24 protein-coding genes and 1 pseudogene are annotated in these 23948 nt (G+C 37.0%); 12 read left to right on the top strand and 13 right to left on the bottom strand.

Annotation, left to right across the window (positions count from 1 at the left end):
• Window positions 1–281: IS66 family transposase (locus tag BTR25_RS14380; protein WP_139311245.1), on the top strand; the 281-nt coding region annotated here is incomplete at its 5' end.
• 109 nt (window positions 282–390) lie between these two features.
• Here BTR25_RS14380 and BTR25_RS27680 read toward each other — a convergent pair.
• Both BTR25_RS27680 and BTR25_RS14370 read right to left on the bottom strand, forming a co-directional pair.
• Complete coding sequence (locus tag BTR25_RS27680) at window positions 391–897, bottom strand: hypothetical protein (RefSeq protein WP_075688737.1); 507 nt, start codon at window positions 895–897, stop codon at window positions 391–393.
• Window positions 890–1210 (bottom strand): hypothetical protein, encoded by a 321-nt coding sequence (locus BTR25_RS14370; RefSeq protein ID WP_075688736.1) that lies wholly within the window; start codon window positions 1208–1210, stop codon window positions 890–892. Before BTR25_RS14370 ends, BTR25_RS27680 begins: the two co-directional genes overlap by 8 nt.
• A 691-nt stretch (window positions 1211–1901) precedes the next feature.
• Between BTR25_RS14370 and BTR25_RS14365 the strand changes: the two are divergent.
• Together BTR25_RS14365 and BTR25_RS27675 are read left to right on the top strand one after the other, a co-directional pair.
• Window positions 1902–2042 (top strand): annotated as a pseudogene (locus BTR25_RS14365) (CHC2 zinc finger domain-containing protein); the annotation flags it as partial.
• A gap of 225 nt (window positions 2043–2267) precedes the next feature.
• The gene (locus tag BTR25_RS27675; protein WP_175596792.1) at window positions 2268–2432 is read left to right on the top strand and encodes a hypothetical protein; all 165 of its coding nucleotides are present in this window, start codon (window positions 2268–2270) and stop codon (window positions 2430–2432) included.
• 406 nt (window positions 2433–2838) lie between these two features.
• Here the strand turns inward: BTR25_RS27675 and BTR25_RS14345 are convergent, their stop codons facing one another.
• The 4 genes from BTR25_RS14345 to BTR25_RS27670 all read right to left on the bottom strand — a co-directional run bounded on the left by BTR25_RS14345 (window position 2839) and on the right by BTR25_RS27670 (window position 6950).
• Window positions 2839–3465, bottom strand: coding sequence for a hypothetical protein (locus BTR25_RS14345; protein WP_075688732.1), 627 nt, complete (start codon window positions 3463–3465; stop codon window positions 2839–2841).
• A 52-nt stretch (window positions 3466–3517) separates the two neighbouring features.
• Entirely contained in the window at window positions 3518–4765 is a 1248-nt protein-coding gene (locus tag BTR25_RS14340; protein WP_075688731.1) for a hypothetical protein, read from the bottom strand.
• A gap of 229 nt (window positions 4766–4994) precedes the next feature.
• Window positions 4995–6239, bottom strand: a complete 1245-nt coding sequence (locus tag BTR25_RS14335; RefSeq protein WP_075688730.1) for an outer membrane protein assembly factor BamD — start codon at window positions 6237–6239, stop codon at window positions 4995–4997.
• Between the two features lie 540 nt (window positions 6240–6779).
• Window positions 6780–6950 (bottom strand): antitoxin VbhA family protein, encoded by a 171-nt coding sequence (locus BTR25_RS27670; protein ID WP_175596791.1) that lies wholly within the window; start codon window positions 6948–6950, stop codon window positions 6780–6782.
• Between the two features lie 368 nt (window positions 6951–7318).
• On the opposite strand from BTR25_RS27670, the gene BTR25_RS14330 reads away from it, so the two are divergent.
• The 9 genes from BTR25_RS14330 to BTR25_RS14290 all read left to right on the top strand — a co-directional run bounded on the left by BTR25_RS14330 (window position 7319) and on the right by BTR25_RS14290 (window position 14540).
• Window positions 7319–7561, top strand: a complete 243-nt coding sequence (locus BTR25_RS14330; protein WP_075688729.1) for a hypothetical protein — start codon at window positions 7319–7321, stop codon at window positions 7559–7561.
• A 248-nt stretch (window positions 7562–7809) separates the two neighbouring features.
• Window positions 7810–8706 (top strand): HNH endonuclease, encoded by an 897-nt coding sequence (locus BTR25_RS14325; RefSeq protein ID WP_075688728.1) that lies wholly within the window; start codon window positions 7810–7812, stop codon window positions 8704–8706.
• A 258-nt stretch (window positions 8707–8964) separates the two neighbouring features.
• On the top strand, window positions 8965–9186 hold the full coding sequence (locus tag BTR25_RS14320) for a hypothetical protein (RefSeq protein WP_075688727.1): 222 nt from the start codon (window positions 8965–8967) through the stop codon (window positions 9184–9186).
• A 349-nt stretch (window positions 9187–9535) separates the two neighbouring features.
• A complete protein-coding gene (locus BTR25_RS14315; RefSeq protein WP_075688726.1) occupies window positions 9536–10027 on the top strand; it encodes a hypothetical protein in 492 nt (163 codons plus the stop codon).
• Between the two features lie 126 nt (window positions 10028–10153).
• Window positions 10154–10687 (top strand): zinc-ribbon domain-containing protein, encoded by a 534-nt coding sequence (locus tag BTR25_RS14310; protein ID WP_075688725.1) that lies wholly within the window; start codon window positions 10154–10156, stop codon window positions 10685–10687.
• 18 nt (window positions 10688–10705) lie between these two features.
• Window positions 10706–11044, top strand: coding sequence for a hypothetical protein (locus BTR25_RS14305; RefSeq protein ID WP_075688724.1), 339 nt, complete (start codon window positions 10706–10708; stop codon window positions 11042–11044).
• Between the two features lie 1422 nt (window positions 11045–12466).
• Window positions 12467–12916 carry a hypothetical protein gene (locus tag BTR25_RS14300; protein WP_075688723.1) on the top strand — a complete coding sequence of 150 codons (450 nt, stop codon included), beginning with the start codon at window positions 12467–12469 and terminating at the stop codon, window positions 12914–12916.
• A gap of 137 nt (window positions 12917–13053) precedes the next feature.
• Window positions 13054–13416, top strand: a complete 363-nt coding sequence (locus BTR25_RS14295) for a site-specific integrase (RefSeq protein WP_075688722.1) — start codon at window positions 13054–13056, stop codon at window positions 13414–13416.
• A complete protein-coding gene (locus tag BTR25_RS14290) occupies window positions 13353–14540 on the top strand; it encodes a site-specific integrase (protein ID WP_139311243.1) in 1188 nt (395 codons plus the stop codon). The genes BTR25_RS14295 and BTR25_RS14290 overlap by 64 nt, the downstream gene beginning before the upstream one ends.
• Window positions 14541–14580: 40 nt before the next feature.
• Here the strand turns inward: BTR25_RS14290 and BTR25_RS14285 are convergent, their stop codons facing one another.
• The 7 genes from BTR25_RS14285 to BTR25_RS14255 form a co-directional block, all read right to left on the bottom strand.
• Window positions 14581–15489 carry a tyrosine-type recombinase/integrase gene (locus BTR25_RS14285; protein WP_075688720.1) on the bottom strand — a complete coding sequence of 303 codons (909 nt, stop codon included), beginning with the start codon at window positions 15487–15489 and terminating at the stop codon, window positions 14581–14583.
• 528 nt (window positions 15490–16017) lie between these two features.
• Window positions 16018–16497, bottom strand: coding sequence for a staygreen family protein (locus BTR25_RS14280; protein ID WP_075688719.1), 480 nt, complete (start codon window positions 16495–16497; stop codon window positions 16018–16020).
• A 93-nt stretch (window positions 16498–16590) separates the two neighbouring features.
• Window positions 16591–17361: a hypothetical protein gene (locus BTR25_RS14275; protein WP_254842717.1), complete on the bottom strand. Its 771-nt coding sequence runs from the start codon at window positions 17359–17361 to the stop codon at window positions 16591–16593.
• 171 nt (window positions 17362–17532) lie between these two features.
• Window positions 17533–19971 carry a DNA topoisomerase IV subunit A gene (gene parC / locus BTR25_RS14270; RefSeq protein WP_075688717.1) on the bottom strand — a complete coding sequence of 813 codons (2439 nt, stop codon included), beginning with the start codon at window positions 19969–19971 and terminating at the stop codon, window positions 17533–17535.
• A complete protein-coding gene (gene parE / locus BTR25_RS14265; protein ID WP_075688716.1) occupies window positions 19968–21947 on the bottom strand; it encodes a DNA topoisomerase IV subunit B in 1980 nt (659 codons plus the stop codon). The genes parC and parE overlap by 4 nt, the downstream gene beginning before the upstream one ends.
• A gap of 264 nt (window positions 21948–22211) precedes the next feature.
• A complete protein-coding gene (locus tag BTR25_RS14260; RefSeq protein ID WP_075688715.1) occupies window positions 22212–22625 on the bottom strand; it encodes a CoA-binding protein in 414 nt (137 codons plus the stop codon).
• A 95-nt stretch (window positions 22626–22720) separates the two neighbouring features.
• Window positions 22721–23947, bottom strand: coding sequence for a PAS domain-containing sensor histidine kinase (locus BTR25_RS14255; RefSeq protein ID WP_175596790.1), 1227 nt, complete (start codon window positions 23945–23947; stop codon window positions 22721–22723).
• Between the last annotated feature and the right edge of the window lies 1 nt (window position 23948).

Genomic DNA, 23948 nt, shown 5'->3' with positions numbered 1-23948 from the left:
ATGGGCGAATTGAAATGGATAATAATCCAGCCGAGAATGCCATCCGCCCCAATGTTATAGGAAGAAAAAATTGGCTATTTAGTGTAAGTGAAGCTGGTGCAAAAGCCAATGCTATCTGTTTAAGTATCGCTGAAACTACCAAAAGTAACGGCATTGATTTCTATGAATATATAAAGAAACTTTTTACGGATCTACCGAATCTTGGTATTCAACAAAACCCTAAAATTTTAGATCAATATATGCCCTGGTCAAAAATGATTCAGGCAGAATGTAGCAAATAACTGAAATAGGCCGTAAATCCGATTGAAAAAGTTAGGATGTACGGCTATTTGTGATGCGTACCGGAAAGGTACGCTTATTTTTATAATTCGGGCTTACTTTCTTTGTTAACTATTCCTCCCAAATCGCAATTAGTTCATCTTCTCTGCTCCACATATCAACAAGCGAGTAATCCCATTTCCCAACTTTACCACTAAAAGACCAATTATCATTTGCCAATAATTTTATTGTTTCTCCGATAGAATGTGATATATATTTAGGAGAATGTATAGACACAATTGGACTTACATAATAAGTGTCATCTGTAAGAGTGTGTGTAACATCTGCGATTCCAACTTTCGTGATTTTCTTTAGCTCTTCCCTAAATTCTTTAGAAAAAACCTCTTTATTTACACCATCTTTTATCAATTCTAACAGTTCAACCTCTGTAAGATCCAAAGGTCTAGGTATAAATCGCCTTTTCCCTTCATTATCCTCTTTATACCAGGCGAACCTAATTTCCTCACGTTTAATGTCTTTGATGAAGATTCTCTCAACAGCGGATATATCTTCTCCTATTTGAGTTATACCCTGAGCTAAGAGGTCGCAATAATTTGTTCTTTTTAACGGCTTACCCATTTCTTTCTTCCTCCTTCGATATTAAAAATTTTTGTATTAAATGAATTACACCTAGTAGTAGACAAGGTGTCCCAACAATAGGCAGAAAACTATAAATGTAAAGCAAGAACGATTTGTCCCTAAATCCAAATGTCTTCTGTCCCCATACTACATACGCCAGGAACAACTCTAGTATTTCTACAAATAATATAAGCCACAATGGAAGGGTGAATAGACCAATTGTAATAAGGCAACCAGCCCTCGGATTGCTGTCAGCATATTTCACCATTTCTTTCGCAAATACCTTACTAGCTTTTTTTGTTATATTTGCCATGAAATCTTCCCCTTTTTAAGGTAGCCGGACTTTATTCCTTTTATTTACTTGAATAATTCGCCATTATATTTAACAATACCTGGTCTTTTTGACTATTTTCTTTTGGAAATCTCAATGATATATGAATGAATAATTCATGTGAAAGTTCTATAGAATCGTTTTTTTTGCAATATTTTCTGAAGTATGCAAATGAAGCATAAATTATTAATGTATACAAACCTACCATTGTATTCTGTGAAACTAGAATTATTCCAAAAAGAGGTGATCAAATGTCCAACAAAAACACCGGAGAACATAATGAAATATCATATAAATAGGAAAAGAGGAAAGAAGATTGGATAATTTAGAGTATGACAAGTATTTTGTTTTAACATGGCGAGTGGAGGAGATACTCACGGACAAAAAAATGAGTGACAAAGATACGATAAAGCAAATAAAGGTATGGTGCGAACTAATTAAAAATATGCAAAATACTGATAACTGGTAATGACAACAATGCATTCCTTGAAAACTTGGTGAAATGAAAATCAGCAACTAAACGGTACTTCACCATGTGGTTGCTGATTACTTATTATTTACTGTTTGTTACAGGAGGTAACCCTGTATGAATAATAACCTAGATATCGGTTTTTAGCCGAAGAGCTGCTAAAACCTTGGATATTTTAGCAGAAGCTAGAAAGAAGGAATACGCCTAAGGAGAACCGGAAAAAACTATTTTGCTCTTTGCCCGTTTCATTCTGAGAGTACACCATCCTTTTCAATTAGCCCTAAGAAGCAAATGTTTTACTGCTTTTCATGTCATAAAGGCGGGAATGTAATTACATTATTAATTATTAGCTGTGCTTAAAGGGATTAGCAAAGGGAAAGTAATCTATCAATATTCTAAAAACTTTTGTCTTATCGGAGTAAAATGGAGCCGGAAGCAACAAGAAGAGATAAATACACGTACTATTAAGTACGAGTTTAAGCGAAAAGAAGAAGGTATTTTGATAAGGTTTAGAGGTTTTTATGTGACCAGGTTCATGTTTATAGAAGCACGATGAAAGAAGAAAAAACAATGGAATTAAGAGACGCTCTTCAAGACTTTTATCAAATATATGACCGATTACCTTTTTACGAATATTTACTGCAAGATATGTTAGGTGACAACGGAGAAGACACACAAGCATACTTAGAAGGAGAGGAGAAAATGTATGAATTGAACTCTCGGATAATTAGTTAGCCAATCATACACCTACCAGCAAACTCACCACTCAAAGAAAGTTAAATTATAAAACATTTCAAAAGGTATACCCTCTTTATCTCAGTCGTGAGAATGGGGAGGCAGTAAGTTCAGAGGTTACTGCTATTACTATAGACCAGGTATATTATTTTTCGTTAATAATTAACGTTTGTTGTAGGTGGAGCGGCTAAAGGAGTTGTAAAAGGAGCAGGGAAAATCATTGATGAAACACAAAGGAGCGGGTAATTACTTTGAAAGGGTTGGTAGACCACCATTAATAGCTCCATAAGTGCAATAGATACCGCTGCACAGGTTGCAGACGGAGCATAAAAAGGGATCATCTGCATAAAAGACCACATATTCATGCTAGAAAATGAGAGAGGCAGACAAACAGGCTCAGAGACGCTTAAAGTGTCTCTGAACCTGTTGGGTTATGAATTCGCATATGTTGTTTGAACAGGTATTCTACTTGGACTTTGGTATTGTAACTGTTGATGGTGTTGTCTAGTTCCGTGCGTAGAGCTTGCACCTCTTGAAAGGACATTGCCGTTCCTGCTGTCTCATGTTTTTTGATGGCATTCTCAACTTTCTCTATGAAGTTTTGGTTGATTTGTGAAAGCTTTTCTTGATGTTCTTTTTCGTATGCCTCCCGTTTTAACCTACGGACTTTTAGTTGCCTTTCTTCCCAGCTATCGCTGACTTTCAGGTATGTAAGAACAAGAAAACTAAGAGCTCCACCAATGGCTAAAAAAAGACATACTCCACTTAAGAAGGGAAGAGGCCCCAAGAGTCGCTTCCTTTCATCGAGGATTTGCTGATCCTGTTTCGTGTAAAAAACCGTTGAATTGTCTTCAATTTCTCCAGAACGACCATTTGGAACGAAATCATAATCTTCAATGACTTTATAAGGCTTAATATCAGCTGCAAACAACTCCGAGTGTTTTTGCTCAATGTTTCTAATTTCATTTTCTAAGGCATCATAAGCGAAAAACGAACCTATAAACACACACAAGACAAACAATATTCTCCGCAAAGGATAGACCTCCCTAAGAGGTGCTAAATAAGCACCCCTTTTAGTAAGAACTTTATTGTAAACTACAGTTATTAATAGTGGTGGTAGATGTAATGCAATTATAGACCGATGTTTTGGCCATGCCGAGTTCAAATGCTGAATAAGTAGCATTATTTAAACCTCTTAGACTATCATTAATCCAAAAGGCAGCCGTCACATTCCAAATCGAACTTTCTAAATGGACCATCCCAACTCGTAACGGTTCAACCTTTACATATTGAAAGGGTTGAGCACTTAACTGTTCTTTTATGTTCATTAAAGGGATTGAGTATTTCGTATTTAAATCATTTCCTATTTTATTCCTGTCTTCATATTCTAATCTTCCATAGTTGCCTTCATATTCCTGTTTATAACTAGCAAGTAAAGAAATGAACTTGGATTTTAATTCATCATATACTTTTTGCTCTTGTTGAGTAGCCGCAATTCTTTGAGCCTCTATTTCCGCCTGTCTTTTTTTCTCTTCTTCCTCTTTTCTTTTTTGTTCAGCTAACACGGCCTCTTCCTGTCTTTTTTGTACTGCCGCTTCTTCCTCTAGTCTTTTTTGTTCCGCTAATTTGGCTTCCTCTTGCACTGCCCGTACAGCTTCCTGTTTTTTCATTTCTTCCTTTATCACTTGTTGCTCACTTTCTGAATCCTTTGTCTTCCCGGATAAAGCAGGTTCAGAATCAGTAGTGTCTTCATCACGTTTACCTTTATCTTTGTTTTTTGTTTCTGCAGCAATTTGCTTTTTGACTTTATCCTCAACTTCTACCATAAGACTTGCAACATAAAGGTCATCTATCGCTTCATCTAAAAGCTTATCACCTTCATTAAATTTTGCTCGAAAGGAATAGGCGTACCTTATATCTCCACTACCATAATACGTCATGGCATCATCAAACGCACTGGCAAAGAGTTCATAAGTGCGAACTATTTTATTTTGAGATTCCAGTAATATATTTCGGATTTCCTTAGATAGATTTTTGGGTACATCAATTCTTTCTGTTATCTTCATCGTTTCAAGGCTAGCTTTTTTTGCTTTTTCAGCAGCCTTATAGATTTCATTAGGAGAGGCATTCCCCACACTATCAAAGTAATCTTGTATTAGTCTCGTTACATCCGTTCTATCCTCAACACCAATAATTTCATCGATAAAAGCATTTACCCGTTCCTCAGGTGTTTTATGGAAGAACAAAAGGTAAAAGCTAGTTACTATGACTCCAAAAATAATCACTCCAACTAATTTCTTATGGTCACCCAGCTTTATTAATTCTAGTTTCATAACCTCACCACCTCCGTAACAGCATTATATATCCCAATTGTACCAAAAAAAGGTAGAAGTACATTTGATTTAAAAAATTATTAATAAATGTTTTCATAAAAAGAAAAAACCCTCCAGGTTTCCGTCCGGGAGAGGTCAATTTTATGGAAGGGGGAAGAGTTAATTGCATCCTAAAATTAGTGATATAGCACAACGCTTGTGCCTTATTTAATTAAGACTCATAAAATATCTAACTATTAATCCATAGAGCGACGTTGTTTCCGAAGTCTACTACGTTTCTCAAATCATCCAAAACGTGGTTTAGAGTAGTATCGAATGCATCAATATCATCCGGAGACATCAGAAGATACTTTTCGTCAGAAGACCTTTGATCTTTGGCGTACAATTGAGCAAGTGTATCACAGTCTGTTTTTAATTGTGTTAGCAGGTGTCTAAGATTTCTAGCAACTAGTTTTAATTGTGGATCCATCACATTAGGTTCGCTTGAATGTAGCCAAACTGAATACTTATTTCCTCCGCTACCGAATTCCTTATTAATTGTGGCATCCACAACTATAGCATTTATTCCAACAATGTTAGCTATTCTATATCCAACTGCAAACGGTATAGCATCTGTTGTGGTGCCCGGATATTGAGACACCGTTTGCACAGTTTTCATAATTTCCTCTATACTGCTACCAAAACCATTAAAGAAATGAGGGTCTAAAAAAACCGTATTAACAAAATATATATCATTTGTAGAAAGAGTACTCAGATCTACCGGTTCATTAAATAGGTCAGTAGTATCGTTCGGTGCATAAGTAGGTGAATCTACTTCAGTAGTTACTTCACCTGGTAAGGAACGATAGGTAAGTTCAGGATTAGTTCCATTAAACGTCACAACAAAGAAATATAAAGCAGCGGTTTCTCCAGCATACCCTGAAGTGCTAAATGAATAAGTCGCATTTTCTGTTTTGGTAGATACTGTTCGTTTACCTGAATAGAACATTATATCTTGCATTTGCAATTGTTCACTTAATAGACTTYCTATTTCCGATATAGAATAGTCAGGTTCAGCTATTCGAATCAGGAGTTTCGCAAAATCCAGCATTTGTCCAAGCGTTATTTCATTTGTATTCTTTACATTGTTAATTAAGCCCATCGTTTCAATTCTTTTGTCTTCATTAACAGCATTTAGAATTGATAGAGTGTCTTCATTATTGGTTCCAGACATGATCTTATAATCAGAATTGACCGTAACATCTTTTGAAGGATCCTCAGTTTTTAGATTTTCTAATTTAATTTGACCATTAGACAGTTTTGCAATGGCATCCTCATATCCCTCTACAGTAATACCAACTTGAGGTTTTGCGGTTGAAATTGATTCGGTAGGTTTACTTTCATCAGGTTCTTTGGATGAATCACTTTTTGAGCTACAAGCTGTTAAGCCACCTAATAAAGCGATCAATAACATTAAATACACCAAACGTTTCATACGAGCACTCCTTAATAAACAGGTATTACTCATGATCACTTCGATTTATATATTCTTCTTCAAGCTAGGAAAACCCTTCAATTAATTCCTTTTTATGCTTTGGCTAACACCTACAATAGAGTACCTAACCCATTGAGATGAATATAACCCGCTCCAGGTTTCCGTTCTGAAGCGGGTCAACTATTAAAAGGAGAGAGCAGCATCACTACTGCTTATCCCCAATGATAGGCCACTCTATACAAAAACACAAAAATTGAAAGGGAAAAGTTTATTTTTCCTCGGCCGATTTAAGTTTTAAGGTGAGAATTCTTTTAGAAGTGCTAATTAGTTTCTATTGTATCGGAGCGGGCGCAATCTATTATCAAGAAACACAGAACATTTGGGGCTCGTTACTTATAGCCTATTAATTCCATCCTTGTTTGTAATAAACCATAGACTAGAAAAATCCCTGAAGAAGCTCCAACTAACAAAGGCAGCAAACACTCTATAATTTTAAAATGCCTGTCTCCTATTGAAGACAGGCATTTCTATGCTTACAGATTATTTCGCTTTTACCATTTCCATTACTTGTTTTAAAAATTCCTCTTCCGTTATTTTCCCAAGCAACCTCCGGCGAACCAAATCCCGACCTTCTTCCGTTACCTTCGTCCCATCTAACGCAAGGGATCCTTCAGCATTCTTCATCGCTCTTTCCAATTCTTTTTCATTCATTTCCATACCCCCAAAAAGACGTTTTTGGCCATCATTACCGTACAGCAATTTTAATCTAAGCTGTCTATGAAGCATTATAGTTTAAATTATACACGACCAATGGTTATTAGAGGCTTGCTGACAGGCACAAATGAACACTAAAAGAGCCCGCTCCCGATGAAGCGGGGGATTCACACCGGCGAAGGTTAATGTTATTGACTCCTAATATCATATACCAAGTTTAGGCAAAGTGTTTTACATACTTTTAAGAATGACCCGCAAAAAATGTCGAGAGATAAGGTGATGGAACCAGAAGAAAACGGAAGATTTCTGGCAATAATTCTAGTGGAGTAATGAAAGGAAAGCGTTAAGATATAGGAGGAAAACCGATGAAAAAGTCGAAATACTCAGAGTTAAAACTTTCCTTACATGCATTTGATCGGATCAACGAGCGAATTAAGCCAATAAATGATTTTGATGCTGCCGAACGGTTTGCGAAAGAGGAAATCGAAGAAAGTAATGTGACAGTACCTGAAATCCTGGAAAACGGAGAGAGAAAGATTACGTACATCTGTACCAACAAGAAGTTTATTGTCATAAACAATCTAATTATAACCGTTATCCCAATCTAACCAGACATATTAAGTAAATCAAAAAACAAGTTCCCGATTTTACAACGTTAGGGTGGAAACAATCCATCCTATAGAGCCGGCTAAAAATATTCTTAAGGAGGTACCATGATTAAAACTAACGTAAGAGCAACTAAACTATGGGCCGAGAAAAAATCTATCCATTATGCGAAACTAAATCCACCAGATGGGTAGTACATGTAACGCTTTTTCTTTCATTTACTCCATACTTTTATTGAAGGAGCATAACCATGGTGATATTTAGAGGTACAGCTAAGGTAGTAACGTATCTTGCAGGAGGAGCTGCTAAGGGAGTTGTAAAAGGAGCAGGGAAAATTATTTCGATCAAACACAAAGGAGCGGGTGATTACTTCGAAAGGGTTGGCAAGACCACCATTAACAGTTCTATACATGCAATAGAGACCGCTGCACAGGTTGCAGACGGGGCATCAAAAGGGATCATCGGAATACTTACGAAAAATGAAGCCCTTAAGCAGAAAGGGAAGGCTGATTTGAAGGACTCAGCTACTCGTACTGTTAGAGGTATAGGAACCACCATTAGATATGGAGGGCAAAACATTCACTTAACCCTTAGAGGATTGAAAAATCAGAACAAAAAAGAGCTAAGGGAAGGACTTAAAAACTTAGGAGAAGTAGTCATAGTGGCAACGACTGCAGTTGGGGTATTAGATGTGTTAACTCCTGACAACTTAGTACAAGCATCAGATATTGAAACGCGTAACGACCATTTATCAGGAACAGAACATAGCGAAACCAGTGTTCTATTTCTAGAGAAACGCATCGAGTTGCCTGACGGAAGAACTGTTGATGGAGTTTTCCCAGTCTTTGAATCAAATTTCAATGTAGTCATAGTTGAAGAATTATACCTACAGAATGATTCCACTCACTTTCAAGTTGCAAATGAGACACTATATCAAGCAATACAAGAGGATCCTAAAATTGCAAAAGTCATTGGGTTATCCCATGGAGACATTCATGGATTGGGTATGGGTATCACCCCTGAAGGATACATTTGGCATCACAATGAAGAGCCTGGCGTACTTCAGTTAGTGGATAGAGAAACACACCTTAATACCGGCCATACCGGAGGAAGAGAACTTTGGGGTGGAGGAACGTCATTTAGATAAATAGAAAAACCACCATTAATTTAATAATAAACCGTTCCGTTTTGAGGTGTATAACGGTGAATTGGCATAAAAAATGGCATGCAAATTGACGCATGCCATTTTCCTTTTATATAAAGGTTTAATTTACTTTTAATAGAGAATCGACTTCAACAATGACATACTAATTATATAGGACAATGATTGTTGTACATCTAAATTATACTGTCATTTGAATTGTCAATTATGGTGTCAATTTAACTGCCTTTAGGGGGAATGCTTTTGAAATTAATTAATTTTCTAAAACCAATTAATTTGTTTGGCAAAATAGGATTAACTCTATACTTTGGTGGGGCAATAGCATACATTATAGTTTTTATCTATTTTTGGAACAATCCAAGTAATAATTTTTATTTTCAAGCCATTATTAATCTAACGTTTTGGCTAATTGGAGTTATTGGAATGATAATTTACATTACTCACCTAGTTAAGAGAAAAGCCTAATCGCCATTTTTATAATATAACTCTTATCTGGTGTCAAAACTCTAAAATGAAATTAAAAAATCGTGTCAGAACTATTGTCAGTTCAGACACCTTTTTATTGTCATTTATAGAATATGCACCCCAAAACGGAACGGTTTAATTTAATATTGGGGTGGTTTTTCTATTTATATCGAAGTCCGATATTCCAAACAAATATCGTCTAACATTACAATTCAATGACCATTTTTGTCATATAACCGTTCAATTTCTTACAAATTCACACTGGTATATGAATTTTCTGTCATAATCAGTTTTCTGCTTAAGAGTTCTGATATTCTAACTAAGAACAAATACGGAAAGAGGGTTCAGTATGAAAAAACTATTTACCGTCAAAGGCAAAACATTCCCGACCGCTGTTATTAGAGCGGAATCAAAAGTACAAGCATTAACAATTTTCGTGCGCAATCAACCCGATTCAGAATTTTATCTGTCAGCATTCACTACATTCTCTCCACACGAAGGATTTTTCTCTTGTTTTTTTGCAGACGAGTACGGCCACTTTTATAAAGAGGACACTAGCATTTATGAACCACATTTACTGCAAATGCATGAAGAAACAAGAGAGTCATATATGTTTGAATGGATTGAGAAAAACATCCGAACTCACTGGCACAATCAACCTCAATTTGCTGAGGAATACATTTGTAACTGGAAAAAACACACCAAAGGATCCGGTACACCCGCCGCATTTTCTGATGAATTCATGCTTTACAATATTAAGAATCTAGTCGAATTTAATTATGGCCATCAAGTAGAAATAAATGAGCTGTCCATAGATGGAGCCGAGTATCAACCAGTCTAGGCGGAAGTTGAAGGAATTTCACCTTTTTCAAACTTTTGCTTTATTGTAAAAATATCCCTTTAGGTATAGAATGAACGTGTAAGATTACTAGAAATCTAAAACAAACTACCAGAATGGGGGATTATTGTGTTTTGTGTGCAATGCGGTACTAATTTAAATCCTGAGGACAATTTTTGTGCAAAATGCGGGACAGTCATTAAAATTCATCCAAATGAACCACCTGAAAGGGAAGTGGGGCAAAAGGTAAATTTGAACAGCGGGAACCCGGCCTCACCTAACAAAAACAAAACCCTTATAGAACCCATTTATATTTATTGGGGAATCGGACTACTTATAGGGTATTACGTTATTTCAGCGATGTTTGCTCCTGAATATGGAGATGGTGCTCCTGTTCTATTAGTTTTATCTGCTTATATTCTAGACTTTTATGCCATACATAGACTGAAAGAAAAGGGCGTACAACAAGTTTTTATATTAATAGCTGCCTGCACATTCATTTCTCAGCTTTTTTACGTATCTGGGTTTGATGATTCAAGCTATGCGTTATTTTCCGGGATACTGTTAACGTTCGGAAACCTCGTCGTTTCCTATGTAGCTTTAGTAACAAGTCAAAAATATGTCGTTCATAAAAAGGATACCGATAAATCCTCAGGGATCTAAAAAAAGGAGTGATACACCATGCATAAAAAAATATTTCCAGTAATTGCACTAATTTTTCTATTATTATCAGGATGTGGTGTAAACCCAGAGGACTCCTATTATATAAACGAACAAGATGCCACCGTCTTTTCAGGAGACTCGGAGGATTTAGACGCACTTAATTTATGGTTGAGGACAACTGATGAAAAAGCACTATGGAAAGTAGGACTCGGTATCATAGATGAAGGTGTTAACGTCGAGTATTTAAATGACTATGAAGAAGAAAATCCCTTTGAGTTGGTATGGATCAAAATTCTTGACGGGGAACGAAAAGGTCAGAAAATGATAATATCAAAAGAATACCTAACACAAAATTAACTATTGCTGTTAATAGCATTTTATAAATGGCCTTCCTACATCGAAGCAGGAAGGTGTTTTTTTGTTTTAAGGAACAACACACTAAACGGCGGTTGTCTCTGTTCTTGTATTTGCTACAAGGCATGAACTGCCGGTTACACTGTGGACTGAAACAGAAGAAAATGTGAAGTATTTTGAACGTTATGGATTTGAAAATTATGGGCGTTTGGGCATCAATGAGGAATTTTTAATGATTCTTAACCCTTCCTAATAATATGGGGACATACACAGACTCATATAAACCCGCTCCTTCTCTTGAAGAAAAGGCTACACCATTAGTAAACTGTTCGCTATAGTGTTATATTGCCACAGTACTACCAAGCGAAATAATGAACAAAATAATACATATCCCTTTAATAGAGATTAGCAACCCGCTCCTTTTTTAATGAGAAAGCGGGTTATTGTTCGCTCTCATATAAATGAATGGCAAGCGAGCCAACTATAACAAATTTGGTTCGCCACCTTACACCCTTGTACAGCTGGTGGGTGGTTGACCATCAGGAGGAATAAAAGAAATAAAAAAGACATAACCAGATGAGTGAAAGAATGTTAAAAGAAGAGGCAACTATAACAACATGGGTGCGTTCTATTCAAAGAGTAGCGAGTAGGTCACATATAGACTGTAAAAGCACTCAAAAGATAGATAATAGAAGGCATGTAACAGACTACAAAAAAATCTAAAAGAAAGGCAACTATAACATTTTTGGTGCCAGTTAGCAGGTTGAGTCCGTTGGAGCAACAAAAGATAAATTATTAAAAGAGGAACTATAACAAATTTGGTGTCGATTTTAACAAAATTCTTCCTGTTGCTTTTGTCGTATAGCAAGCTACTAAAACCGACAATTAATGAAGATTGTTATTAGAACGAGCAAAGGAATGAATAAAAAGATAGATAAGAGAGGAAATAAAAGAGCTATTATGATACAGCCTGGTTATTTCCACTAGATCTAGATAATATTAAAGATATGAAAAAGACATAAAAAGTTCAAAAAATATTTTCTCTCTTTTTATTGCCTTATTGCGATGTAAATGATAAATTATAAGTAATTTCATATTTACTCAATATCAATGCATTCAGTGTTGGAAGAACCAAGCGAATGGATTAGTGATTCTCACTATCCGTTTGCTTTTTTTTATGCCATTTTTTCCTAGCTTGAATAGAAGGGAGTTTAGAAGTCGAATAACGGCCAGTTACATAACGTTAACTTCCCATTTAATTTAATAATCAATAGACAAGTACCTAGTTGTTCTAAATATTACAGGCTACAAAATAGGGAGTTTCGGTTAAAGAAACATATGATTTCAACTCTTAATTATTTATTTAAAGCGTGCAACAAAGTGAATCACCATTCTTAAATATCATAGAAAATGGAGAAATCAAATATGACGAATCTAACAACTGTAAGTGTAAGCGAAGACATAAGACATTTGAAAAGTTACAATGCTCGAACTATTGATTTTGAAGATTTATTCGAAAGTGAGTATTTAATTAATAATAAGAGAGAAAATTCCACACTGATAATGGAAGTTCTTGAGCTAAACAAAGAGAATCAAACGTGTTCTACTGACCTGTTACATTCTTTTGAGTGGGCAGTGAGCGGGTTCATAGATTTTTTAATCCTTAATGGTATAGAACCCAGCATTGAACATGTCAATCCTATCATCAGTCAACGCTGGTTTCATTCACTGGAGGAAGAGAATCAAAATAGGGTGACAATCATCATGAAAATAATCGTTATTACCTCTTTTTTCTCTCATTTAAAAGATTTAGGATTCATTTCTTGTAACCCTTTTGAAGAAGTCTATGAAAACCTGAACATTTCCCTGGAATAAGTTRTAAGAAAGCCGTGATTAAGGGATCAGCTAAAGGGAGAATTACATAAACGGTAGGGAATATTGGCTTTTTTAGGAACAAGATTACTCAGTTTTCAATTATACTAATAAAATTCATTTTAAAGGAGAATAAAACCATGCAATCAAACCTTACTTCAGAACAACAAAAAGAAACAACTCCTGGTAAAATTAAAGACCGAATTAACGGAAATTCATCCATTCGTTTAGCTTTTGAAATCATGCAGGAAAATCGCTCTTGGTCAAATAATACTCTTTCGTCCTATAGCAATAACATTTCAAGCTTGGAAGCCTTTATGCTGAAAAATCAGATTGAACCGATTATCGAAAACATTGACTTTGAAATGGTTCAACAGTGGGTCAAATATTTACGAGAGGAAAAAAAGGAAAAATCCAAAACCATTAAGCAGCGAATTGCTTGTATGTCTTCATTTTTACATTCTTTAAATCTATGGGTGTATTCGGAGCGAACCCCTTTCTAGCCATCCATGTGCCCGCAACAGATGTTGGGCATCATTCTCGAGTGTTAAGCTTAGTAGAAGTATTTGAAATTTATTCAGCATTGAAGACAGTACCAGAACTGAAGCAACTGAAAATACCCCTTCTTCTAAATATGATGTCGGGCTTTAGAAATGTCACATTGTCTAAGCTAACCGTTGATTCCATTTCAGAGGTGGAGAAAGGCATTAAATACGGGGAGATACTAGATGAAGAGGGAGAAGCGGATGGTAATGAGTTAAATACCTCCAAATACAAAACAGGATTTATTCCCTTACCCCCAGTTCTTTTTAACAGTATCAAACGATACATAGAAATGATGCATTTAAAAGGGAACGATAGTTTGTTATATGGGGCTCAAGGAAAACCACTGGCGAATAAACAGTTAAATCATTTGGTAAAGAAATTATGCGATACGCTGCGTTGGGAGGGGGAAAAGCAAATTACTCCTTATGCATTTCGATACACCCTTTCAACGATTTTTGGAATCATCGGTGTTTCTGATGATGCCATTCGGTTTATGCTGGGTCATAATCCTGTTATGACAAAAGGGAATCTTCCAAGATATGTGTGGATGGAGGAGGAATACAAAGAGGAACTTCGAATTGCCCAGCTCCTCTTGGAAGAAGTGTTAGAAACGCTCTTAATGCTTCAAGAACATCACCTCATGAATGTTGACATTGAAAAGATTTTTAAAGAATTAAAATATATATTTCCACAAGCTCTGCGATTTGAACATACGATTACACAGTTTAAACATACTCTTATTCAAACCGCTAATCATAACAAGCAAATGGAGTTAATGAATCTGAATGGACAACCAACCATGCAGCAGGGGGCACCACAGCCTATGCAACCTTTTCATGCCTATCAACAAGCGAACCCCTATATGATTCCACCAGGGGGGCATACGGCGAATCTGTATCCACATCCATCCGATCCGAATATGAATGGAATGATGATGCAGCAACCCTATCAAATGATGCCGATGAATACGGGAATGCAACCACCACAACAACCTGTTTTCCATTCAAGTGGAGCCTATACCCAGCAGCCTGTAAGTTATCCCTATATGCATGCGTATGGAATGTATCCTCTTGGTTCTTAAGGAAGGAAACGAAGTAAGCTCCCTGTATGGGAGCTTACGTTTATTCTTCTAATTTAAAGCTGTGGATGGCCTTACGCTTTTGCTCAAAGTCCACATGAGTATAAACAGAGGTGGTGGCCATACTTTCGTGTCCTAATAGCTCTTGTAGCGTGCGAATGTCCACGTTTTCCTTGTTTTCTTGAAGCAGCAGGGTAGCAAACGTATGCCTCATATGATGGAGGGAAAACCTTTTTGGCGGAAGTCCTGCTTTTAGCAGGGTTTCCTTAAAAATCTTATGAAGGCCGCGAGCATTTAATTGTACACCGTTTTTATTCCGAAAGATTGGCTCTTCAGGATGAATTTGATAAGAAAGCAGACTGTCATGGTACTCCTTAAACAGCTCATGAACCATCGGGTGGAGGGGGAGGAGGCGTTCTTTTTTTCCTTTCCCAAACACCTTTAGTGTCATATTATCAAAATTGACCTGCTGCCAGGTAAGATCCACCAGCTCTTGCCGTCTCATTCCCGTACTCGGAAGCAATTTAAACATCAAATGATTACGCAGAGCAAAACGTCCTTGATTTTGTTCCAAAAAACGGAAGAGCTTTTGTACCTCAGATAAGGACATATAGACGGGAAGTTTACTATCATGCTTAGGGGTTTCAATTCCAGCCATGAAATCAACACTGATAAAGCGCTCTTTTAGACAGTATTGGGACAATGATTTTAAACAGGAAATTTTCCTCGCCATGGTCCGTGGTTTTAATTTATATTTTAGCACCATTTCTTGAATGTATCGGCGGATGGTGGAAGGTATTAAATCTTCCAGTTCTAACGACCGCTTATGACGTACTAAAAAGTCATGCAGTGTCTGTAGATCATATTCGTAACTATCTAACGTATTTTGAGAGTAGTTTCGTTCAATTTGTAAATACAGCAAAAATTCATCCATTGCTTGTGACAGCAGCATTTTCATTCCTCCAAGAATAATAAAATGAACAAAGCAGAATTATGGTTCAATTTCCATGTATAATCGTTCAAACCATGGAACCAAAATCACCCGAAAGGAGCCAACCATTATGAGGAACTTAGGGGAACGAAGTTCCATATATCAATTATTATGGGGACTTAAGGGGATAACACGAGGAAACTCCATAATTATTTCGAAGTTTACATAATATATATTCTCGGAAGTTGTATTTTGAAGAAGATAAATCGTCTCATTACCTAAGTATACTTAAGTTAATGAGACAAAATAAAAAATAACCAACAATTAATTAGTTAACTTAAATAATGTTGCATCTTGCTGCATTAAAACCTTACAAGTTTCTGTTTATTAAACTAAATTCAAAATTAATAAATTCGAGTCAATTGCATATAGTATCTTCAAGATCTATTAGTTCTCGGATTGCTTCTAAGTTTACATAACATTATTACATAGATTATTTCAGTGCCTCTTTTATTCCTTAATAAACAAACACACAGGATTTCCTGTGTGTTATGAGACCGGCTCTTTGATTGCTGAGTGTAAAAAGTATCTAGGTGTTCCATAATAAAACAATTGATTAAACTGTGGGTACACTGACTCAAACTGGATGTAAATCGGTGCATCCAATAGCCATGGAAAATTGCTGTAAAAGGCTTGATCTCCGTATACAATCGCTTTTAATGCGAGATCCAACTCTTTCTGAAAAATCATATATCTGACCCTAGCGTAATTCTCATCAAATTCCCCGCCACTAACATACACTCGGCCAATCAGTGCAAATTCCCCCATTTGTGGTACCCATTCTGCTAAGACTTCATCACGTGATTGAGGATTAATTGCCAGATAGTCATAATGAACACCTATTGTTAAAAACAACTGTCCTGTCGTATCAGAATGAGTCAGGGTATATTTCCTTCCCTCTAAGGGACGGAATTGGGTTGCTGGGGCAGAATATTTGGTTGTTAATTTGGAGGGATTGAACATACTCATCAAAATGACAACTCCTTTAACCATGATAATCCTGAGATTATTACCATAGTATATGGGCGGAGAGAACATATTGTGACAAACGCCTACCATTTCCTACTTTTTATCATCGGCCGTTCGGACTATTGTATCAACTAAGGTCCAGTTCCCGTCCCGATAACTCCAGGAAGACACAACATATGCAATGGTATCCCCATTTGCTATACCAGTTATTTTTTGAATGCCCTTTAATCCCATTAATCCAGTAGAAGTCCGAGTGGGCTTTAGTGTGCTAAAAGAGTTAACCTTCAACTCAGTAGGTTCATTTAATTTTCCATTATAGTAAAGTCCGAGCTTTTTATAATATTTCTTTCGTTCTCTTAAATCGAATGAATACGTTTTTCCTGTAGGTTTTATTGTTAACTTCGCCTTATAACCATTTTCAAAATGACTCTCCATCTCAATTGGGTCTGGAATCGTTAATTCTGTCTGAACTCCGTCCTTTAATGAATACAGATAGCTGTTAATTGTTCCGTTATTCCCCTCTATATAGACATTTGTTAACACTTCTTTAATTCCATCACCATTAATGTCAATGAGCTTTAACGCGGCCTTATTTCCACTTTCTAATGGAATATGTATTTTGTTTCCTTCCTTGGTTTCTATATCCATATAAATACTCCTTAAAAAGTTTTCATCGTCTTTATATGGAACCCCTTTTAAATAAAGGGACTCTATATTGCCGTCACCTGTAAGATCAGTTTCTATTTTAGATATAGTAATTCCCTTTTTACCATCATCATTTTCAATGGCATACACACCTGTAATCAATGTGACTGACATTAGAAAAAAAGAAGCAGCAACTAACAAGAATTCTTTTTTCATCATTTTCCCTCCAAAGTGTGATATAGGTAGTATGCCCATTTTTAGGAAAAAAACAATGAAACTTCCATCTATCCCCCATAACCTTCTTTGATTCTTCTAAGTTTAGAAGTGGGGCTCCTTAATGCGGGATGAAAAAACCTCCCTAATAATAAGGGAGGTTTTTAGTTAATAAATTTATAGAGAAGATTTTTCAGTTGATTCAATTTTCCAAATGGAGGTTACTTTTCCGCCTTCTGACTCATCAATGACAAAAGACCCGTTAGAGTACCGATCACTAAAATGAATTTCACCCGTTACTAGAGTTTCTGAATTCCCTTTTTCAGTTTCAATGACTACGACATCTGGTTCATTGACAAGAACAAATCCGATGACACGGTGCGGATTGGCTTTAAGTTCTCTTAAAATGACCACACCACGTTTAGCTCGTGTTGCCTTTTCAAATTCCTTAAGCTTCATTCTTTTTACAGCTCCGCGCTGAGTAGTAATCACAATTGATTCTTTGTGATCTTGGCTAATAACCTTACCACCAACTACAACATCGCCGTCTTTCAGGTTAATGCCCTTGACCCCTGATGCACGTGCACCAACAATACTAACTTCTTCTTCATGGAACCATAGGGCAAAGCCTAAATAAGTGATCAAGAAAATTTCTCTCGAACCATCTGTTAGATGAACATCAATTACCTGATCATCATCCTTTAAATTAACCCCAACTAACGGTTTAGAATATCGCTGTGCCTTATAATGTTTCAGCTCTGTTTTCTTAACCATTCCATTTTTCGTTACAAAAACCAGGTAAGAATCTTGTTCAAAATCTTTGACCGGTATGGCCTGAATGATCTCTTCGTCACGGTCGATTGGAATAATATTTGCCACATGCTGTCCAAGGTCCTTCCAGCGAATATCTGGCAGTTCATGGACAGGACAGAACAAGTAGTTCCCTTTATTAGTGAAAAGAAGTAAGACATCTTGTGTATTCATGTCAAGCCGTGCGAGCAAGCGGTCAGAATCCTTGATAGCAAAATCCTGGCCATTTGAGGCAGCAAAAGATCGTTGGCTTGTCCGCTTTACATATCCCTCTTTCGTTACAGTGACGATGACATCTTCGCTAGGAACTGTAACTTCAAGGTTAATTTTTAGCTCCTCGATTTCAGCTTCAATTTTTGAACGACGTTCATCAGCAAAGCGTTTTTTTACATCTTTTAGTTCCTTTTTTATCGTAGCTAAAAGATTTTTCTCACTTTCTAAGATCGCTGTCCATTCAGCAATTCTCTTAGCAAGCTCTTCCGCTTCAGTTCTCAATGCAGTTATGTCTGTATTGGTCAATCGGTAAAGTTGTAAGGAGACAATCGCTTCTGCTTGTGCTTCAGTAAACGCGAATTTTGCGATTAAATTATCCTTTGCATCTCGTTTATCCTTTGAAGCACGAATGGTTGCAATCACTTCATCGAGTATGGATAATGCCTTCATCAACCCTTCAACGATATGCTGGCGTTCCTTTGCTTTGTTTAATTCAAATTTTGTCCTTCTCGTAACAACTTCTTTTTGGTGGCCAATATAAGCGTCCAATAATTCACGAACTCCTAATAATTTTGGACGCTTTTCAGAAATGGCAACCATATTAAAATTGTAGGTAACTTGTAAATCACTATTTTTATACAGGTAGTTTAGCACACCAGGTGCATCAACATCTTTTTTTAACTCAATGACGATCCTTAGTCCGGTTCTGTCTGTTTCATCCCGAACCTCTGATATTCCTTCTATTTTGCGGTCTAGGCGGAATTCATCGATTTTTTTGACAAGATTCGCTTTATTCACTTCAAAAGGGATTTCAGTCACGACGATCTGTAGTTTGCCGCCGCGGACCTCTTCAATTTCCGCTTTACTGCGAACAATGATTTTCCCTTTACCAGTTTCATAGGCTTTTTTAATCCCATCAATTCCTTGGATAATGCCTCCTGTAGGAAAATCTGGTCCTTTAATAACGGTCATTAATTCATCAACCGTTGATTCTGGTTGGTCCATCCTCATGATAACACCATCAATGACCTCGCCAAGGTGGTGGGGGGGAATATCTGTTGCGTATCCTGCTGAAATACCAGTTGAGCCGTTAACCAGTAAGTTAGGGAACATTGCTGGTAACACGGTTGGTTCGTTTGATGTATCATCAAAATTAGGAATAAAGTCTACCGTTTGCTTTTCAATATCTCGAAGCAATTCAGCCGAGATAGCGGATAACCGTGCTTCGGTATAACGCATAGCTGCCGGTGGATCCCCGTCCATGCTACCGTTATTTCCATGCATTTGCACAAGCACATTTCTAACCTTCCAGTCTTGACTCATCCGCACCATCGCTTCATAAACAGAGGAATCACCGTGTGGATGATAGTTACCTATAACATTACCAACCGTTTTTGCTGCTTTTCTAAAGCCTTTATCAAAGGTATTACCCTCAACATGCATAGCAAAGAGTATTCTTCGTTGTACTGGTTTTAAGCCGTCCCTAGCATCTGGAAGGGCCCGTTCTTGAATAATATACTTACTATAACGGCCAAAACGATCGCCAATTACATCCTCTAGAGGGAGGTCACGGAATTTTTCATTTGTGCTCATATCTCAGATTCCTCCTCTATGACCGTTATATTTTCATTTTCAAGAATGGTGTCATCTTCCTCCAGACCAAAGGCAACATTACCTTCGATCCATTTCCGGCGCGGTTCCACTTTATCACCCATTAAGGTAGTGATCCTGCGCTCGGCTCTCGCTGCGTCATCTATTCTTACACGAATTAAAGTTCGTGTATCGGGGTTCATGGTTGTATCCCAAAGCTGATCTGCATTCATTTCTCCAAGACCTTTATACCGTTGAATAATGTAGCCTCTACCGACCTTTTTAATCGCTCCCTGAAGTTCATCTTCATTCCAGGCGTATTCAATTATTTCCTTTTTACCAGAGCCCTTGCTCACTTTATACAAAGGTGGCAGAGCAATAAACACTTTACCAGCCTCAATTAGAGGCTTCATATAGCGGTAGAAAAAGGTTAACAATAATACTTGAATATGTGCTCCATCTGTATCCGCATCTGTCATGATAATTACTTTATCGTAGTTTGTATCTTCTACGTTAAAATCTGAACCGACACCGGCACCGACAGCATGAATAATCGTATTGATTTCTTCATTCTTAAAAATATCGGACAGCTTAGCTTTTTCAGTGTTGATAACTTTACCACGGAGAGGAAGTACTGCCTGGAAGCGTCTATCACGTCCTTGTTTAGCAGAACCACCGGCAGAGTCACCCTCAACCAAGTAAATTTCATTTCTTTGTGGGTTCCTAGATTGAGCAGGTGTAAGCTTCCCAGATAGCACTGCATCTGAGCGCTTTCGCTTTTTGCCACTTCTAGCATCCTCACGTGCTTTCCGTGCTGCTTCACGTGCTTGAAACGCTTTAATTGATTTTTTAATCAGTAGTGAGCTAATATCGGGATTTTCTTCTAGGAAGTATGAAAGATGTTCAGAAACAACCGCATCTACAGATGATCTTGCTTCACTTGTTCCTAATTTTCCTTTTGTTTGTCCCTCGAATTGTAAGAGATCCTCTGGAATGCGAACAGAAATAATTGCGGATAAACCTTCACGAATATCTGCACCATCAAGGTTTTTTTCTTTATCTTTTAAAAGTGAGACCTTCCGTGCGTAGTCATTAAAAACACGTGTCATTGCAGTTTTGGAACCAGCCTCATGTGTACCGCCGTCTCTTGTGCGGACATTATTTACAAATGAAAGAATGTTTTCTGAATAGCCATCGTTAAATTGAAAAGCAAATTCTACTTCTATCCCGTTTTGGCTTCCTTCAAAGCTTACTACTGGATGGAGAACATCTTTTTCCTCATTTAAATAAGCGACAAAAGCCTCAATTCCATTTTCATAATGAAAAACCTCATGTAAATCATTACGGTCATCCATGATTTCAATCTTTAATCCTTTTAAAAGAAAGGCTGATTCTCTTAACCTCTCACATAATGTTTCAAAGTTATAGGTGGTGCTAGAAAAAATGGTTGGATCCGGTTTAAAGTGAATCGTCGTTCCGGTTTGATTGGTTTTACCGATTTTCTCTAATGTCGTAACCGGCTTACCCCCGTTTTCAAATCGTTGTTCATAAGTAAATCCATCTCTTTTGATGGTAACCGTTAACGATTCAGACAAGGCATTCACAACTGAAGCACCGACACCATGTAGACCGCCACTTGTTTTATAGCCGCCTTGACCGAATTTTCCTCCAGCATGAAGTACGGTTAAAATGACTTCAGGTGTTGGCTTCCCCATTTTGTGCATCCCTGTCGGCATTCCCCGGCCTTTATCAATAACACTAATGGAATTATCCTTGTGTATTTTTACAATTATATGGTCCCCATATCCTCCTAGAGCCTCATCGACGGAGTTATCAACTATCTCATATACAAGATGGTGCAGTCCCCTTGAATCAGTACTGCCGATATACATCCCTGGTCGTTTCCTAACGGCCTCCAGTCCCTCTAGTACCTGTATGGCATCATCATTATAGTCAAAAGCTTGCTGATTTTTTGCCACTAAAATACCCCTTTCATTCCCTCAAAAGAAAAACACATTCTGATTCTTATATTTATATTACCTTCATCATCCRCGTAACAAAGCATAAAAAACTCTTTAGAACGAATGTTTGCCGCCTTTATTGTACCACATGTTTCTCGGGCGTCTATGCTTTATTTTAGCGATTTATTTCGATTTGGCAAATGACTTCTTAGAAACAACTTATAATTGTAATATTAATATTAGCAATTACTAAGTAAAAAACTGCTAAAATTTAGCAGTCTTTTACTTAGTAATTGCGTGAGCAACTTTTATGCAAAGGTCCATGATTACCGTGTACCCTTTTTCTTTTAATAAATGATACGCTTCTTCATTCACAAGTCCTTGTTGAGCCCAAAAGACGTCTGCATCAATCTCATCAAAATCTTTAGCAACTTCTAACAGCTGCTCTGAACGGCGGAATACATTAACGATGTCGATATGTCCTTCTATATCTTTTAGCGTTCGCACAGACTTAACGCCAAGTACCTCATCAATGGTCGGATTGACAGGTATGATTTCATAACCCGCCTTCTGCATGACCTTTGAGACCATATAAGAGGTTTTCTCTGGGTTATTACTTAAACCAACAACAGCAATCCTTTTTGCCTTTTTTAAGATCGCTCCAATTTCTTCAATACTAGGGTTTTGAACAGACATCAATTACACTCCTTCGTGAATGTTTTACATCTATTCTAACTATAACATAAGCAAGTCTTTTCCCCAAAAACAAAACTTCTTGGATGCTAGGTTGCTTAAACACGTACGAGTGTTGGAATAGTTTCAGCAGTTACTTTTGGGACAATAAGAGCGAACTCCKCACCAAAGCCTGTATTAACCACTTTAACATCACCGTTCATATTCTCAAGAATCATTTTGGTCATATAAAGGCCTAAGCCTGTGCCATGGTTTCGGGTTGTAAAATAGGGATCAAAAACCTTTGTCAACAAGGCGGGTTCAATACCTCCAGCATTATCTGTAATATAGGCTGTTAAGAATTGATCATCCTCCTCAATTCGTATGATCATTTTTCGGCTAGTAAGATCATTGTATACAAAAGCATCCCTTGCATTCGTTAATATATTTAAGACCACCTGGCTATACTCATTTTGAAATCCATAAGCCATGTGCCGCCCTYTATATTCAAATTCAACTTGAATATCATGGTACTTTAAACTTGAAGAAAAGATAGATAACGCATCTTCAATTGAGTCAGCGATTGAAAAGGGACCCCTCTCCTTGTTTGGACGATAAAATTTACGAAAATCATTTATAGTTTGAGACATATGTTTAATCTGCATCATACTCTCTTTTGTAAAACGATCAATATATTGATCGTTGATTTCACCGAACTCTAGGGCTTCCCTCACATCCTGTATTAATAAAGAAAGACTATTTAGAGGCTGTCGCCACTGATGTCCAATGCTTGCAATCATTTCACCCATTGCAGCAAGTCTTGATTGTTGGATCAATATATGGTCCTTTTGTCTATTCTTAGCTACTTCTTCCTTTATTCGTCTTTCAAGATTCTGATTCAATGACTCTACATATTGCTTTCCTGCTCTTATTAAATATTCCTGCTGTTTCCGCTCTGTCACATCGTTTATGGATCCTGTATAACCAGCCAATTCCCCATCATGTGTTAATAATGGATTAAAAGAATATTCAATCATCTTTGGTTTCAATTCTTTCGTTACAATATATAGCTCACCGCTAAGGACCTTAGCCGGTATCTGACTATTAAGACCCTTGACTTCCTCATCAATCAAAAATTCAAAAATACTCTTTCCCATCGAGTCTGCTAGGCTGTAACCAGTTAGTTTTTCCCAGGAATTATTGACAAATAGAATAGCACCATCTGAATCTAGCTGAATGATCACCTCTCTAATATTACTTACTACAGCCTCATATTTTTTGACCAAATCCATATAAGACTCTTCACTTTCCTTAAGTTTTGTCATAAGTGAATATTCTGTAGACAAT

The organism is Bacillus sp. MRMR6 (assembly GCF_001940785.1).
In the GTDB taxonomy this organism is placed as follows: Bacteria; Bacillota; Bacilli; order Bacillales; family Cytobacillaceae; genus Neobacillus.
Note: the sequence above shows the minus strand (reverse complement) of the source record. Positions and strands in the feature narration are given on the sequence as shown.

What these genes read in the sequence shown, in the direction of transcription:
- BTR25_RS14340 (WP_075688731.1), bottom strand. Translation starts at nt 4,765, where the DNA reads ATGAAACTAGAATTAATAAAGCTGGGTGACCATAAGAAATTAGTTGGA.
- BTR25_RS14275 (WP_254842717.1), bottom strand. Translation starts at nt 17,361, where the DNA reads ATGATGAAAAAAGAATTCTTGTTAGTTGCTGCTTCTTTTTTTCTAATG.
- parC (WP_075688717.1), bottom strand. Translation starts at nt 19,971, where the DNA reads ATGAGCACAAATGAAAAATTCCGTGACCTCCCTCTAGAGGATGTAATT.
- BTR25_RS14280 (WP_075688719.1), bottom strand. Translation starts at nt 16,497, where the DNA reads ATGAGTATGTTCAATCCCTCCAAATTAACAACCAAATATTCTGCCCCA.
- BTR25_RS14325 (WP_075688728.1), top strand. Translation starts at nt 7,810, where the DNA reads ATGGTGATATTTAGAGGTACAGCTAAGGTAGTAACGTATCTTGCAGGA.
- BTR25_RS14305 (WP_075688724.1), top strand. Translation starts at nt 10,706, where the DNA reads ATGCATAAAAAAATATTTCCAGTAATTGCACTAATTTTTCTATTATTA.
- BTR25_RS14295 (WP_075688722.1), top strand. Translation starts at nt 13,054, where the DNA reads ATGCAATCAAACCTTACTTCAGAACAACAAAAAGAAACAACTCCTGGT.
- BTR25_RS27680 (WP_075688737.1), bottom strand. Translation starts at nt 897, where the DNA reads ATGGGTAAGCCGTTAAAAAGAACAAATTATTGCGACCTCTTAGCTCAG.
- BTR25_RS14370 (WP_075688736.1), bottom strand. Translation starts at nt 1,210, where the DNA reads ATGGCAAATATAACAAAAAAAGCTAGTAAGGTATTTGCGAAAGAAATG.
- BTR25_RS14315 (WP_075688726.1), top strand. Translation starts at nt 9,536, where the DNA reads ATGAAAAAACTATTTACCGTCAAAGGCAAAACATTCCCGACCGCTGTT.
- BTR25_RS27670 (WP_175596791.1), bottom strand. Translation starts at nt 6,950, where the DNA reads ATGAATGAAAAAGAATTGGAAAGAGCGATGAAGAATGCTGAAGGATCC.
- BTR25_RS14330 (WP_075688729.1), top strand. Translation starts at nt 7,319, where the DNA reads ATGAAAAAGTCGAAATACTCAGAGTTAAAACTTTCCTTACATGCATTT.
- BTR25_RS14260 (WP_075688715.1), bottom strand. Translation starts at nt 22,625, where the DNA reads ATGTCTGTTCAAAACCCTAGTATTGAAGAAATTGGAGCGATCTTAAAA.
- BTR25_RS27675 (WP_175596792.1), top strand. Translation starts at nt 2,268, where the DNA reads ATGGAATTAAGAGACGCTCTTCAAGACTTTTATCAAATATATGACCGA.
- BTR25_RS14285 (WP_075688720.1), bottom strand. Translation starts at nt 15,489, where the DNA reads ATGCTGCTGTCACAAGCAATGGATGAATTTTTGCTGTATTTACAAATT.
- BTR25_RS14300 (WP_075688723.1), top strand. Translation starts at nt 12,467, where the DNA reads ATGACGAATCTAACAACTGTAAGTGTAAGCGAAGACATAAGACATTTG.